7 protein-coding genes are annotated in these 16,456 nt (G+C 36.4%); 5 read left to right on the top strand and 2 right to left on the bottom strand.

Features of this window, described 5'->3' with window-relative positions; all coding sequences use genetic code 11:
- Nucleotides 1-78 precede the first annotated feature (78 nt).
- From GWI68_RS01320 to GWI68_RS01305, 4 genes are all read left to right on the top strand, one after another.
- On the top strand, nucleotides 79-8,355 hold the full coding sequence (locus GWI68_RS01320) for a hypothetical protein (RefSeq protein ID WP_208105081.1): 8,277 nt from the start codon (nucleotides 79-81) through the stop codon (nucleotides 8,353-8,355).
- 80 nt (nucleotides 8,356-8,435) lie between these two features.
- Entirely contained in the window at nucleotides 8,436-10,577 is a 2,142-nt protein-coding gene (locus GWI68_RS01315) for a type I secretion system permease/ATPase (protein ID WP_166539170.1), read from the top strand.
- The gene (locus GWI68_RS01310) at nucleotides 10,567-11,967 is read left to right on the top strand and encodes an HlyD family efflux transporter periplasmic adaptor subunit (RefSeq protein ID WP_227336178.1); all 1,401 of its coding nucleotides are present in this window, start codon (nucleotides 10,567-10,569) and stop codon (nucleotides 11,965-11,967) included. The genes GWI68_RS01315 and GWI68_RS01310 overlap by 11 nt, the downstream gene beginning before the upstream one ends.
- A 12-nt stretch (nucleotides 11,968-11,979) precedes the next feature.
- Nucleotides 11,980-13,443, top strand: coding sequence for a TolC family protein (locus GWI68_RS01305; protein WP_166539169.1), 1,464 nt, complete (start codon nucleotides 11,980-11,982; stop codon nucleotides 13,441-13,443).
- 61 nt (nucleotides 13,444-13,504) lie between these two features.
- On the opposite strand, the gene GWI68_RS01300 is transcribed toward GWI68_RS01305, so the two are convergent.
- Nucleotides 13,505-14,995 carry an MFS transporter gene (locus tag GWI68_RS01300; protein WP_166539168.1) on the bottom strand — a complete coding sequence of 497 codons (1,491 nt, stop codon included), beginning with the start codon at nucleotides 14,993-14,995 and terminating at the stop codon, nucleotides 13,505-13,507.
- A gap of 86 nt (nucleotides 14,996-15,081) precedes the next feature.
- Between GWI68_RS01300 and GWI68_RS01295 the strand changes: the two genes are divergently transcribed.
- The gene (locus GWI68_RS01295; RefSeq protein WP_166539167.1) at nucleotides 15,082-15,636 is read left to right on the top strand and encodes a TetR/AcrR family transcriptional regulator; all 555 of its coding nucleotides are present in this window, start codon (nucleotides 15,082-15,084) and stop codon (nucleotides 15,634-15,636) included.
- A gap of 64 nt (nucleotides 15,637-15,700) precedes the next feature.
- Here the strand turns inward: GWI68_RS01295 and GWI68_RS01290 are convergent, their stop codons facing one another.
- On the bottom strand, nucleotides 15,701-16,456 hold the full coding sequence (locus tag GWI68_RS01290) for an ATP-binding cassette domain-containing protein (RefSeq protein WP_166539166.1): 756 nt from the start codon (nucleotides 16,454-16,456) through the stop codon (nucleotides 15,701-15,703).

Here is a 16,456-nt window from a genome sequence, read left to right as displayed (position 1 = left end):
GCTCAAGCACAGTTAGATGACGCACAATTAGCCTTAGAAAATGCTCAGCAAATCATCGACAGCCTGTTAGACGTCGATGTGATTGATGACACTGATACGGCGATCGACGATCTGCCGGATGATGCGTCTGACAAAGAAAAAGCCGAAGTTAAAGCGAAGCTGGATAATGCCGCCGAGTTGATTGGCCAGCAAATTACTGATGCCTTAACGTTAGCCAAAGCGGCAGAAACCGCGGCGGAAAAAGCGTTAATAAGTGGTGATAAAGCCGATTTAGCCCAAGCGCAAGCCGATCTAAAAGTGGCGCAAGAAGCCGTTGCTAACGCTGAAGCGGTGAAAGCCAAATTAGATGCGTTGATCGACAAAGCAAATGCTAAAGGGGTTGATACTGCCGATGCACAACAGGTCGCAGAAACAGCTCAAGCACAGTTAGATGAAGCCAACAGTGCGCTGAATGCAGCTGAAAAAATCATCGATACATTGACCACAACCGAAAATGGAGGTGGGAATATTGATGATGGTAACGAAATTATTGATGACTTAGATAAAGATACAGCAACAGAAGAAGAGAAAGCTGAAGCGAAAAAAGTGTTAGATGCAGCTTCTGAATATGTTGTTGCATTGGCATTGAAAGCTGATCTTTATGCTGATATGGCTAAAGCCGCTATTGATAAAGCATTGATTAGTGAGAATAAAGTCGATATTGATTTAGCCAAAACGTTATTAAGTCAAGCCAATGAAATATTAAATACGGCGAAACAAGCAAAAGCTGAACTTGATGCCTTAATTCAAAAAGCTCAAGGGAAAGATATTGATATAACTGATGCTCAAATTGATGCAAATAAAGCGCAGGGACATATTGATGATGCAGCACATACACTAGCGAATGTGCAGTTTATTATTGATATGTTAGATAAAGAAACTAATGGTGAAGATACGAATATCTTGGATAAAACCGATGATATTCTTGAAGATTTACCAGAAGATCCAACTGATGCACAAAAAGAAGAAGCTAAAGCATCATTAAATGCAGCTTCTGATTATGTGGTGGGTCTCGCTGAAAAAGCAGAAATCTTGGCTAAAAAAGCTCATGATTCTGCTGAACAAGCTCTCATTTCTGGCAAAGAAAAAGATCTGAACACCGCGCTTTTATTGCAAGAAAAAGCACAAGAGGCAGTTAATAAGGCTCAAGTCGCTAAAGATAAGTTGGATGCGCTAATTACCAAGGCGATAGCTAAAGAAATTAATACAGATGAAGCCCAATCTGATGCACTTCTTTCACAAGAACACATTGATAATGCCAATGATATTTTAAGTCATACACAAAATATTCTGGATATGGTGAATGACTTACTGAAAGAGCAAGATGCATTAGATAAGGCCAATGATCTGATTGATGATTTAACTGAAAATTCAACACCAGATGAATTAGCTAAAGCAAAAGTATCTTTAGATGCTGCTTCAGATTTAGTGGTTAATTTAGCATCGAAAGCAGAACTTTTATCTAGTAGTGCTAAACTGGCAGCAGAAAAAGCATTGATCTCCGGTAGTGCGAAAGACTTTGCTGCCGCTAAGACATTGTTTGCTAAAGCGGATGAAGCATTAGATAAAGCAAATGAAGCTAAAGCAACATTAGATAGCTTAATTGAAAAAGCACAAAGTAAAGGTGTTGATACAGCGGATGCTCAAATTGATGCTGATAAGTCTCAAATCTCATTAGATGAAGCAACTCAAAATCTAAAAGATACACAGTCAATTCTTGATAAGTTACAACTTATTGATGATGCAAAAGATGCATTGGATAAGGGTACTGAGATTATTGATAATTTAGATGAAAATTCATCAGAGCAAGATAAAGAGCAAGCGAAAGATGCGGTTGAATTAGCATCTGAATATGTTGTTACTGTGACAGAAAATGCACTGATATTGGCTGAACTTGCTAAATCAGCAGCAGAAAAAGCATTCAATAGCGGTAAACAGACTGATCTTGTTGAAGCTGAAGCTCTATTAGAGAAAGCAAAAGTTGAATTCTCTCATGCCGAGCAAATAAAAGCAGAGTTAGACCAACTTATTGTTAAAGCACAAGAAAAAGGTGTTTCAACAGAGGTTGCGTTAGATGATGCTCAACAGGCTCAAACGAATCTTGATACAACGCATCAACTGATTAATGATACTGATGCCATTATCCAAGATTTACGTAAAACTGATGATAAAAATCCAATTGATGATGCTAATAGTATTATTGATGATTTGGGTAAAGATGCATCAGAAGATAAGTTAGAAAAAGCCAAAGAAGCGGTTGATAATGCAGTTAAATATGGCTCTGAATTAGCGCAAAAAGCTGAAGCATTGTCAGAAGCAGCAAAACAGGCGGCAGATAAAGCGGCTATCAGTAAATCTGACGCAGATATTCAATTGGCTTACGATGCAGTCGTTGTCGCTCAAGATGCAATTAAATTAGCTCAAGAAGCGCAACAACAATTGGAAAATCTGATTGAAAAAGCGCAGGCAAAACAAGTTAATGTTCAGGATGCAACGGCAGAATTTATCCTAGCGAATGAACATATTGATAATGCGCTAAATCTTGTGGGTGATGCTGAAAATACATTAGCAAATATCAAAGCAGATCTTGATGGTCAGGATGCATTGGATGATGCTGAAAAAGGCCTTGATGATCTTGATGAAAACTCAACAGATGAAGAAAAAGAGCAAGTTAAAGAGGTTTTAGACACTGCCTCTGAGTATGTTGTGACGTTGGCTGAGAAAGCACAAACACTCGCTTATGAAGCAAAAGTTGCAGCAGAAACAGCAAGTGAAAGTTTAACATCTGACGATGTATTGGCTGCCAAAGCATTATTAGTAATAGCTCAAGAAGCATTTGATAAAGCAAATGTTGCAAAAGAGCAATTAAGCCAATTAATTGATAAAGCAGAAAGCAAAGGCGTTGATACGACAAATGCTGCTACCGATTTAAACATCACGATTGAGCATCTGACAACTGCAGAAAATGACCTTCTTACTTCTCAAAATATTCTGGATAAATTAACTTCAGACATTACAGAGCCTGCATTAGATGATGCAGATACTGCAATTGATGATGTGATTAAAGATCCAACGGATGAGAATAAGGCTAAAGCAAAAGAGAGTTTAGAAAAAGCGGCTGAGTTGGTGGCTGATTTAGCTAAATTAGCTGAAGAAAAAGCGAATATTGCTAAAGATGACGCTGAAAAAGCTAAAGTATCAGGCAATTATGATGATTTATTGATTGCTGAACAGTCAGTTCGTGATGCGACTCAATACATTGAAAAAGCGCAAAATAGTAAAGATCATCTCGATAAATTAATCGAAAAAGCACAAGGTACAGATATTGATCTCATTGTTACAGAAGCGCTAGCTGATCAAGCTGATACCTCATTACTCAGTGCGAATACTGCACTTAATAATGCGCTTGATATTCTCGATAATTTACATAACCAGGAAGGTGATCCTGATTTAATTGCGAATATCAAAAATACGCTGGATAAACTTGATACTGAAATTCTTCAAGCTCAGAAAAAAGGCATAACAGCGAATAGTCAAATTGAAAAACTATTGGAATCAACATCACCTAAAGAACAAGATATTAAGAATGCGAAAGCAGTCTTAAATGAGTTCACTAAAGCTATTGAAAATGCAGAATTAGCTGATGAGAAAGTAAAAGCTGCATTAGATAAAGCCTTAAAAGGTGGTGTAGGTAGTAATGTTATTGCGAAATATGAAGCGACGGAAGCAGAGCTTTTAGAACGCCTCAATGATCTGAAAAAAGAAGCTAATAACCTGAATAAACAGATTCAGGAAATTGAGTCTCATGTTGTATTTGATGATTTAAATACAGCATTAGATAAATTAGATCCAAAAAATAAAGAAAGTATCAATAATTTCAATAAGGCATTAAAAGCAGCTATTGATAATAACAATGAGTTAGTTCAAGAGCTTACGAGTAAAGCCTTAGAAGCCTTAGAAGCAGCACTAAAACTTGCCGAAATGGATAAGTCTAGCGTTGAATATCAGCAGGCTTTACAAGATGTGAAGTATTTACTTAATACTGCTGATGAGCTGTATACATTAGCTAAAGAGAATACCAGCGACTTACAAAAGACTGTTGAAAAAGCGATTAGTAAAGGCTTAACACCAGAAAATAACCCAGAATTTAAAGAATACATTGCCAATATTAAATACTTTGACAATGAAATCAGCAAAGCTGGGGCAAATATTGCGAAAGCGAAGAATGCTATTCCTGATGAAAAATTACCTGATTTTGAAGGTGATGATATCAGTCAATTAGTTGATCATCTTAAAGATAAAATTGGCTCAGGTGATAGTGACGCCATTAATAAAGCATTGTTAAATGTTGATAATGTTATTAATGCGCAATTAAACGAAGTGATTAAAGCGGTAGATAAAGCACAAACAGCTTTTGATCACGCACAGAAAAATCCAAGTCCTGCTAATGTTAAGAACTTTGATAAAGCAGTAAAAGATGCTCAAGATATTATTAATAAAGCTGAGCTGAATATAGAAAAACTGCACAGTGTCATTAATGATGCGGCAAACATTGATGGTGTGGATCAAGGTTTAATTGAACATGCATTAAAAGGTATTAATGGTGCAAATGATACGATTGGTTCAGCGCAAACTACGTTAGATGGCTTAACTCTGAATGCGATTGATATTGATGGTTTAGAAGATAAAGCTAAAGATGCGAATGATGCAATTAATGATCTGGCTAAAGATAAATCACCAGAGAATATTGAGAATGCATTAGCAAAATTAGGTATTTTCAAAAGCGCACTTGATACTGCATTAAATAATGCAAAAACACTCTCTGATGATGCTTTAATGGCAGCGAAACAAGCTGTTAAAACACCAACTGCAGAAAATATTCTGTTAGCAGAGAAAAAACTGGCTAAAGCGCTAGAAGCCAAAGAACAACTGATTGAAGCAAAAGGCTTATATGATGATGTTGTCAGCAATATTAAATCATCAATCAGTGCCGGTTCTTTACAAGATGCTTTATTGAAAACCTTCACTGGTGTTGATAAGCAGTTTGATGAAACAGAAGCGCTTGTTGATAAACAAAATAATGAATCTGAAGTATTGATTGCTCAAGCAAAAGATAATCAACTTACTGAAGAAGATATTATTGAAGCCTATAACGATGCCAAAGCTGCAATAACTGAAGCTGAGGTTGCTGTTAGAAAAGCGGTTGATAAAGCGGCTGAAGCAAAAGAGAACAACATTACTTCTATTCAGCAAGCGACAGCAATTAAAAATAGTGTCATTGCGGCTCAAGATAGTCTGAATAATGCTAAAGATGCAGTAGCAAATGCTTCTAGTAAAGGTGTTCCAGATTATCTTACAGATCAACTCAACAAGTATTACAACTCACTTGATAACAAGCTTGATTATCCAAAAGGGGTTCTTCAGGAAATTGATGCTTACTCACGTATGTCACTCTCTTTAGAGTTATTAACAACTGCGACAAATGAGTATAAAAAAGCCGATGAGCTACTGAAAAAAGACCCAACTTCGGTAATCAAAGATCCTACCGAGTTCTTATCTATCGTAACGGAAGCAAATGCGTTATTAGCTGAAGGTAAAGAGCGTGCTAATAAAGCGAAAGAGTTGGGATTAGACAGTGCAGGCACGACTTATCTTAATAGTGCAGCGCATACTGCTAATGAAACCAAAGTAAACTTAATGAATGAATTCCATGGACAGTTAGGTGAGCAAGCCTTTGCTGACCTCGATATTGTCATGAGTTTACTGCAAGAGTCTGTGTATAACGCACATATCAACTTAGATAAATCAACGCTTTCTAATCATGCTGTCTTTGAAGAGCAGTACAAAATTGCTATTCGTGCATTAAATGATGCGAAAGTACTATCGGAAGAGTACTCCGCGAAAGGCGTTAAAGACGTTAAATTAGCGTATTACAATTATCAAATTGAAGAATTTAGTAAAGAAATTGAAGGTTTCTCAAAAGCATGGAATAGCATCACTCAACTGACGGAAATGACGAATCAGGCTTATGCCTCTTCAAAAGAGCTGTCAGGTATTAAGAGTGCGAGTGAGAAATATGATGCTGTTCAGAAATTAGCTGCAGAACTGAGTGAAGCTTATCAATTAGTTGAGCAATCAATTATTGATGGTGCACCACTGGATATGGTTCAGGCTAATCTGAATAAACTCAACATTTCAGTCAATAATTTGTCAGCTGAAGATCCAATCGTCGCGGCTCAAATATTAATTGATAATGTTGTTTCTGAAGCGAAAAACATTGAAAAGTTACTCAATGCAACAGATACCAAAGAACAAAAAGATTTAGTTTACAACTCGCTTTATACACAGTTACAAACTGCCAATAAAGTGATGACGGAAGCTAAGTTGTCAGGAACGATTTCGAAGATCAAGCTGGCTGAATTGCAGCAAGATTATAACGATGCACTTAACTCTCTGAAAATGTTTGACCCTTATTTAAGTACGGGAGAAAAAACGCAGAAACCAGCGGGTGCATTGGATACAGCATTGGATATTACTGTTACCAATGACGGTAAAATTCATATCGAAGGAGCCCGACTTGTTGATGGTGCGGTCTTTACATTAGGAGGTAAAGATTTACCGTGGTATAGCGCATGGCTAGGTAATATTTCTGGTACTGTCGATAAAACATTTGGTTCAGGTACTGTTCACACTCGTACAGATGGCAGCAAATACGTTGATATTTTTGTAGATAAAGAAACAGCAAACAATATCAAGTCGAGTGGTAACGATTTAAGTTATCTGTATGGCTATCAAAAAGAGTTAGGAAAAGACACCTCAGATATTAGTCGTAGCTTTAAAGTTAAGGATTCTTCAACACCTAAGAATGTCGAAGCATACATCACTGAAGATCATACGATTATGATCACGGGTGACGGTTTGAAAGCTGGTGATGCCTTTACTCTCTATAAAGTCTCAACAAACCTATTAGGTATACGAGATTTTGAAGAAATCGGTAAAGGGCATGTGGCATTACATAACGGTAAATTTGTGGGTGTGGTGACTGAATATTCTGGCGCACATTCATGGGATACCGTTAAAGGGTTAGGTGATTCAAGCAATTTAGCCATTAGTCGTGTTGGTGTTGGTGAAAATGAATCTTCTAAGAGTGCTTCTTTCGGTAAGAAAGAGTCACCAGCCGAAATTCATAGTGATTTAATAACGGGTAAATATGCTGACATTACCACGAAAGATGTGACAGCTTGGGTGGATAACAAAAAACACCTTTACTTGAAGAGTACCAAATTTGAAGTAGGACAACAGATAAAAGTCTATGATTTTTATGATTATAAGACTGTTGTAGGTACTGGCGTTGTTCAAATGATTGGTGGCCAAAAAGTTGTCAAAATTGAAGGCGTAACAACCGACCAATATCCTGATCTGAAATGGATTTATGCTGCAATCGCTTATGAAGGTGGTCAGTGGGAGCATATTCAAAGTGATGCATTTATTCTTGGCAAAAACTATTTATCTGTACAAGGTAATGTGAATTCAAATACACAAGAGCCACCTACAGACCAAGATTCAAATGATGGCATAAACTTTGATGATATCGATATTGATCCTATCGCACCAACTAAACCATCGACAGGCGACACAGATACTGATGTAGATACCGACACAGACACAGACACAGATACTGATGTAGATACCGACACAGACACTGACACAGATACTGATGTAGATACCGACACAGATACTGATGTAGATACCGACACAGATACTGATGTAGATACCGACACAGATACTGATGTAGATACCGACACAGATACTGACGTTGATACCGACACAGATACTGACGTTGATACCGACACAGACACTGACGTTGATACCGACACAGATACTGATGTAGATACCGACACAGACACTGACGTTGATACCGACACAGACACTGACGTTGATACCGACACAGACACTGACGTTGATACCGACACAGATACTGATGTAGATACCGACACAGACACTGACGTTGATACCGACATTGATGGAGAAAATAATCTTGATATCGCGGCATTACTTCAGTTAGGTGAAGCCTCAGAAACAATATCGAATGAACAACAAGATAATGTTGAGTTACCTGAATTAAGTGAATTGTTAACGGATGCAAGTCAGGCCAATATTAATATTGATAATATTGTTCCAGCTTCTCAAGAAACAGAACAGGCAATTCAGTCTCCACTTTTTGTTAGTGAAACGACACATGATGGGAATATTGAATCTCATCAGGTTGCAACACTAATAACAGAGGAAGATATGGGGACAACTCATAATATCTAAATCTATAAAAATAAAATAAATAATTAACATCCTCGTGCCAATACGGCATGAGGATGTTTTTCCCATATTAAGGTATTATTATGGAAAATAGTGAAAATAATAACGCTCATTGCTATTTAGAAAATTATAAAGAAGCGATTATAAATATAGCCAATCATTACCGATTAGATTTTTCACCAGAAAATATCAATATCACGGCTAAATGGTATGAGAATAATATTTCTTATGATGACGTAATTAAATTATTAGCTAGACAATGTTGTTTAGTTGCTAAATTTATAGACAGCAAAAAATTTAAATTCAATGTTTGGTCTTTACCTGTTGTTGTTGAAAGTAATGATGGCAGAGTGGGGATAGTTCAAAATATAAAAGGCAATAACGCGACAATATTATTCAGCGGCGATCATGGTCTAGCTATTGATGTTGATATAGACACACTAAAAGAAAATATAAAAAGAATTGCTATTTTTAGACCAATGGTTGATAGACCTGATCCAAGAGTGGATTTATATATTAAACCGACAGAAAAACATTGGCTATGGCGCATTTTATTAAGAGACGTTTCTCCTTATAAATATGTCATTATGGCAACGTTTATTATTAATGTCTTGGGTTTGGCTGGGATCACTTATTCTATGCAAACCTATGATAGGATTATTCCATCACAATCTTATTCAACGATGTTTGTTTTGGTTGTGGGCGTATTAATTGCTTTTATTTTTGATTATATTCTTAAAATGTTGCGTTATGGAGTGATTGATTTATTAGGAAAAAAAGCTGATTTACGCATGTCAGATCGTGTTTATGGGCATTCTTTAAGGATAAAAGACAGTAATCGCCCACCTTCTACAGGTTCTTTTATTTCTCAGTTGCGTGATCTTGAACAAATTAGAGAAATGATGACGTCTAGTACAGTCGCAGCCATTGCAGATTTACCTTTCTTTCTCTTTTTTCTCTTTATTATTTATATGATTGGCGGAATTATTTGTGTCATTCCATTAGCTGGTTTTTTCTTAATGATAACGCCTGGGCTATTAGCACAGAAAAAATTGTTTGTGCTTGCCAACGAAGCAATGAGAGAAAGCACTCTACGTAGTGGCATGATTGTTGAATCAGTTCAAGGGCTTGATGATATCAAAGCTATGCAGGCAGAGTATCGTTTTCAACAGCAATGGATCCATTATACAAAAACGAGTGCTGAAGCCAGTTTAAAGCTAAAACACCTAACACATAAATTAAGTAGTATGGCTTATTTTATTCAAAACAGTGTGTTTGTGGGGGTGATTTGTATGGGAACCCCTTTAGTGATCAGTGGTGAACTCTCAACTGGGGCACTCGTCGCTTCTTCTATATTAAGTTCCCGAATGATGGGGCCTATTTCTCAAATGGCGAATATTATTACGCGTTGGCAACAAACTAAGGTATCAATAAAAGGGCTGACGTCTATTATGGAATTACCAGTTGATCATCCTACGTCTATTAAAAAAGTCCATTTACCTTTTATTAAAGGCCATTATAAATTAGAGAATATTGGTTTTAAATTTAATCAAAATAGCCCAAATTATGCGATTTATATAAATGAATTAGAAATTAAACCCGGTGAGAAAATTGCGATTATAGGTCGCAATGGTGCGGGTAAATCCTCTTTGCTTTCGGCACTTTTTGGTAAGATGGAATATCAAGAAGGAACAATAACACTAGATAATATTGAATTAAATACCTTAGATCCTTCAGATTTACGTAGAGATGTGGGCTATTTAAGCCAAAATGCTAAGTTATTTTACGGTACTGTACGAGATAATGTGACATTAGGAAATCCATTAGCTACCGATGAGGAAATTTATCAAGTTCTTGAGGAAACAGGTGCTGCTGAATTTATAAATAAATTACCAGAAGGGATTAATTATATTATTCAAGAAGGCGGTATTGGGATATCAGGAGGGCAAAAACAGTCATTATTATTAAGCCGTTTGTTATTGAAAAAACCAACGACTTTACTATTGGATGAGCCAACAGCATCTCTTGATGATATTACTGAAGCTAATTTCATTAAGAATATTGAAAAAACGTCTCTTGGAAAAACATTTATTATTACCACGCATAGAAAAAAATTATTAGAACTTGTGGATCGTATTATTGTTGTTTCGGGTGGCAAAATTGTACTTGATAAACCCAAAGCAGTTGCATTAAAAATGCTTTCAGGAGTAACAGATGAAAAATAAAAAAGATAACTCATCGAATGCAGTATCTCCTGATGAGATGAATAAGTTGGTAAAAGAATTAGAAAGTTTAAATCAACAACACAATCAAGGAATACAACAGACCCAAGAAGAAAAAGTGGGATTTTTTAAACGAATAAAAAATCTTATTGCGGATTATCGTTATATTACGAATAAAAAAGATAAAGATCTCTATCTTATTGAAGACAGTATTGGTGATGCTGCTGAATTTGGTTTGATTGATGATACTAAAGCCAGTAGAGCAAATCGTATTATCATGGCTATCTTTATCTTTTTATTTATTATGGTGATTTGGGCTTATTTTGCTGAAGTTGCCGAGGTGACAAAAGGGAATGGGAAAATTATCCCAAGTTCTAAAGAGCAACTTATTCAATCTCTAGATGGTGGGATTGTAACTAATATTTTTGTGAGAGAAGGGGATATTGTTCAAGTTGGACAAACGTTAGCGACATTAGATTCGACAAGAACAGCATCAAGCCTAGAGGAATCACAGGCAAAATATAATACGGCTTTAGCAACATCTATTCGATTAAAAGCAGAGGTTGAACAACATAAAATAGTTAATTTGGTTTTCCCTGAGGAATTACAAACGCAAACTGAATTAATTAATTATGAAAATAAGCTTTATTTGTCTCGCAAACAAAAACTTACTCAAACACTCGCTAATTTGCAAAAGAGTAAGCACATTATTCGTCAGCAATTAAATATTAATAAAGAACTTGCTCGCCAAGGTGCTAGTAGTACCGTTGAAGTATTAAGATTAGAAAAGGAATTGATTGATTTAGAAAGTAAAACACAAGAATACACTTCGGATTTTTATGTTACTGCGCGACAAGAACTCGCGAAAGTAATGGCTGAAATAGATAGCTTAGCGCCTTTAATTAAAGGGCGACAAGATTTTGTACAAAAAACAACTATGATATCGCCAGTTAAAGGTATTGTGAAGAATATTCAAAATTCAACAATTGGTGGTGTGGTTCCTCCAAATGGTATTTTGATGGATATTGTTCCTTTGGAAGATACATTAATTATTGAAGCTAAGATATCGCCAAAAGATATTGCTTTTATTCATCCAGGACAAGAAGCCAAAGTCAAAATAACGGCTTATGATTATGCTATTTATGGCGGATTAGAGGGAACGGTCAGTGTTATTTCACCGGATACGGTGAAAGATGAAGTTAAAAGTGATGTGACGTATTACAAAATATATATCAAAACCGATAAAGATTATTTAGTGAATAAGGCGGGAAAATCATTTTCTATTACGCCGGGGATGATTGCGTCTGTCGAAATAACAACAGGCAGTAAAACAGTATTACAGTATTTAATTAAGCCATTTAATAAAATTAATGAAGCATTAAGAGAACGGTAATAGGTTAATAAAATGAAAAAAATCAAACATACTGTTTTACTAATAGGGTCAGTTTTGTCATTAGGTGGCAGTGGTATACAACAAGCGAATGCAACATTACAAACTGAACCAGTTAACTCTTTTACTCTAGATATTGTGGATATCCATAAGGAGGTAGAGCCTTCTAAACGTTTTTTATCTCAGGGTGTTACAAAATCAATGAGCGTTGCTGATGCTCAATCTAATGTATTACAACCAATGCAAAAAGCGGAAACAGGTATTGAGAAACAGTCGCTGTCTTCTGTGGTGGAATTAGCGTTAAATTGGCATCCATCATTACGAAATAGTGAATATTTAGCAAGAGCGGCTCAAGATATGGTTGATGGATCGCGGGCAGATTATTTTCCACAAGTCAGTGTAGGAATGGATAACAAGCTCTATGAAAATAAAGATCGGTATGGAAATAATAATAAAGGTTCGGATGTTCGTTTTACCATTAGACAAATGGTGTATGACTTTGGGAAAACATCTACAAAGGTGGATTCTGCAGAAATTTCTTTTGCACGAGAAAAAATAGTTTCTTTAAAAAGCCAGCAAGATCTGATTTATCAAGTCTCACAAGCTTACTTCTATACTTCTCTTTATAATAATTTAGTTAATATTGCACAATTACAAGTGGAAGGTTTTAGTGAGATAGAGCAATTAGCGATGAGCCGTTCTTCATTAGGAGCCTCTACACAAGCTGACTATGTACAAAGTAAAAATAAACTTGTTTCAGCACAAGCATTGCTTTATAGCTATAAAACACAGCAAGCGCGCTGGAATGCATTATTACAAAATTACACAAATAATGCGGTGAGCTATTCTCAAATCCCTTTAATTACTGATGCTCATCTTTCTAATATTTGCTATCAATATGCAGATCATGGAGCAGAATCAACCGATATGTTACTTGCTAAATATGATCATGAACTTGCAAAGAAAAATATGGAATATGCGCGATTAGATAATTTCCCAACAATTTATTTGGAAGGTAACTATCGAACAAATATCAATAAAAATGATAATGTTGATTATGATCCTGATAGAAGAGAGATTAAGCTTAACGTGGATATCCCTTTATTTGAAGGGGGCAGTAAATATTCAAAAATGTCCCAAGCCGCTAATGAATTACTCGCTAGCCAATATCAATATGAAACAATAGCGATTAATACAAAGCAGCAATTAAATGTCGCGTTATCTCAAGTAACGGGTAATTTATCTATGATGAATTCACAAAAAGAAAAAATACAAACAGCAGAAAAAACGAGGGATCTTTATTTATTACAATACAAAAGTTTAGGAACAAGACCATTGATTGATGTATTGAACGCTGAGGGAGATATTCATCAATCTAACATTGAATATATTAATAATGTTATTGAGACAAATTTACAAAGTTTAGATTGCTTATTAGCATCTGGAGAAATTAGTCGCGTTTTAAATATTTCAAATTAGATCATAGCGATACCTTTTCAGTGCGATAAAATATATCAGCCTGAAAAGGTATCGCTTAAAATTAATATAAACGCTTATTGCGCAATATAAATGGCAATATAAAAAGACTTAATGCTGTAATAATTGCGGTAGCAACTAATACCACGAAAAAGGCATTTTCAAAGGCTAAATTTGCCTGAGATATCACAAGAGAAGCTACGTCATTTGGCAACTTTTCTGCCACAATCAGGGCTTCGTCTAAACTGTCATAGACAGCATCGTTGATAGCTAATGAATCAGGTAGTATTAGCTTTAAGGTGTACACGGTACTCATCAAACTGCCCATAAATGTCACCCCAATCACGCTCCCAAGCTCATAAGCAACGTCTTCAATGGAGGCTGCCATTCCCGCTTGTTTATCAGCAACACTTAACATAATGGATGTCGATGCGGTGGTAAAAATAACACCTAAACCAAAACCGATTAAGAATAGACTACCGATTAACACCATTGGCGATGTTGTTTGGTAAACGGCAATTAACCACAGATTTCCCACTAGAGTGAGTAGAAATCCGCTGATGATCAGGCGAATTTCCCCTAGCCGTGTTAAAAAATAGCCCGCTAAAGGGGATGCCAACACAGAGCCAATTGGAATAGGTAAGATCACTAATGCTGCATTTAAAGGGGTAAAACCCGCAACAAGCTGTAAACGCTGACTAAGTAGCAATTCAATACCCACAATGATCACCATAGAAAGCACAGCCATCAAAATCCCGATACTAAAAAAGCGGTTTTTAAATAACCCAAAATCAATCATCGGGTGAGTTTGTTTACGCTGGCGCAAGGAAAATAGCGTAAGAAAAATTACCGCAATTACACCTGTAATAGTGACTTCATTCCACTGTGTATAAGGTTTTCCTAGTTCTTTTAAAGCATAAATAGCGCTGATTAAACCTACTAGGATCAGTGCTGAGCTTAAATAATCAATTTTATGGTTACCATGTCCAGCAAACTTAGGAATAAGCCAAATAGAGAATGGTAATACCAAAAGAACAATAGGGACGTTAATTAAGAAGACAGAACCCCACCAAAAATGTTCAAGCAACATCCCACCAATTAAAGGCCCCAAAGCCGCACCGCCAGAGGCAACCGCAGACCAAATACCAATCGCAATAGCGCGCTCTTGTGAGTCGCTAAAGACTTGTCGTACTATCGACAGGGTAGCTGGCATACTCATTGCTGCACCTACCGCTAAAAAACCACGAGATGCAATTAAGGTCGTTGCGGTGGGAGAAAAAGCTGCACACAAAGAAGCGAGAGCGAATAGCGGTAACCCACAAATAAAGAGTGTTTTATGGCCGATCCGGTCTGTGAGCATACCCGCTGCAGGGAGTAATCCAGCAACAATTAACGGGTAAGCATTCATTATCCATAATTTTTCTGATGCACTGGCGTTTAAATCATGAGTTAAACGTGGCAATGCGGTATAAAGCACAGTTACATCAACAACGATGAGAAACAGCATACTAGATACCAAAAGTAATACTATCCAACGTTTATAATCTTTTATCATAGAAATCTCAGTTATTTTTATGTGTATTATTTTTACTAGCGGCTATAATATAAATCCATACGACCGTATTGAAAAGAGGTTTTTTTATGGGACGTCAAAGAACTATTGATAGAGAAAAATTATTAGAAGCGATCTTCGATATCGTGATGGAACAAGGTGCCGCAGCGTTAACGATTGATACTGTTGCAAAAAAAATGGGGATCTCAAAAGGGGGCGTTCAATACTGTTTTAGTAGTAAAGAAGCGATGATTGATGCGATGTTTGATTTCTGGGAAGAGAGTTATGAAACCCAATTTAACAAGATAGTTGAAAAGGATAATTCTCCTGATAATCGTGTTACTGCACATATCCGTGCAACACATCATCACGATAAAGTCTCTTTTGCCAAAGGCGCGAGTTTGATGGCGGCATTGCTACAGACGCCAGAATATTTACAAAGTACAAAAGAGTGGTATCAACAGCGATTGACAGGGTTAGATACAACAACGGAGGCTGGAAAACGTGCAAGACTGGCTTTTTTGGCGACAGAAGGTACTTTTTTACTGCGTTATTTTGGGCTAATGGATATTGATGACGATGAGTGGCAATCCATTTTTGAAGATATTGATTCTGAGTTACTTCAGCAAGGGAAGAGGCAATAAAAAAGCATGTTGTTAATGAGAAGAACAATATGCTTTTTATTGACGATAATTGGGCTAAATAGAATTAGTAATACATAGCAATTAGCTTATTGTCGATCTCTTTAACGTCAACGGGGGTGTCGAAAATATCTTCGATAATGTCTGCTTTCATGATCTCTTTGGGTGAGCCGTGATAATACAGTTGTCCATTACGCATGGCTAAAATATAGTCAGAGTAAACAGAGGCAAAATTGATATCATGAATAACGATAATAATGGTTTTTCCTAATTCATTTGCGGCTTTTCGCAGAAGTTTCATCATTATTACCGCATGTTTCATATCAAGATTATTCAGTGGCTCATCAAGCATGACATATTCTGTATCTTGGCATAGCACCATCGCAACATAGGTACGTTGACGTTGCCCACCCGATAACTCATCTAGATAGCGATGACGAAATTCAGTTAGATTTAAAAAAGCTAATGACTCATCAATGACTTTTTTATCATCGAGCGTTAAACGGCCTTTGCTGTAAGGATAGCGCCCAAAGCCAACTAATTCTTCTACGGTTAAACGACTGACGAACTGATTTTCTTGGCGCAGTATTGAGAGATTTTTTGCCAGCACATCGCTATCTGTTGCAGCAACATCCATGCCGTTAACACTGACCATGCCACTTTCAGGAATTAATAAACGTCCAATAACAGAAAGCAGTGTGGATTTACCTGCACCATTAGGACCAATGATCGAAGTAATACCGCCACGTTGAATTGTTGTTGTAATATTATCGAGAACGGTTATATCTTGATAATGCTTTGATATTTTGTTGATTTCAATCAT

The sequence above is a fragment of the Proteus sp. G2669 genome, assembly GCF_009915245.1.
Lineage (GTDB): Bacteria > Pseudomonadota > Gammaproteobacteria > Enterobacterales > Enterobacteriaceae > Proteus.
The sequence above is the reverse complement of the archived record's forward strand: the minus strand, read 5'-3'. Positions and strand labels throughout refer to the sequence as shown.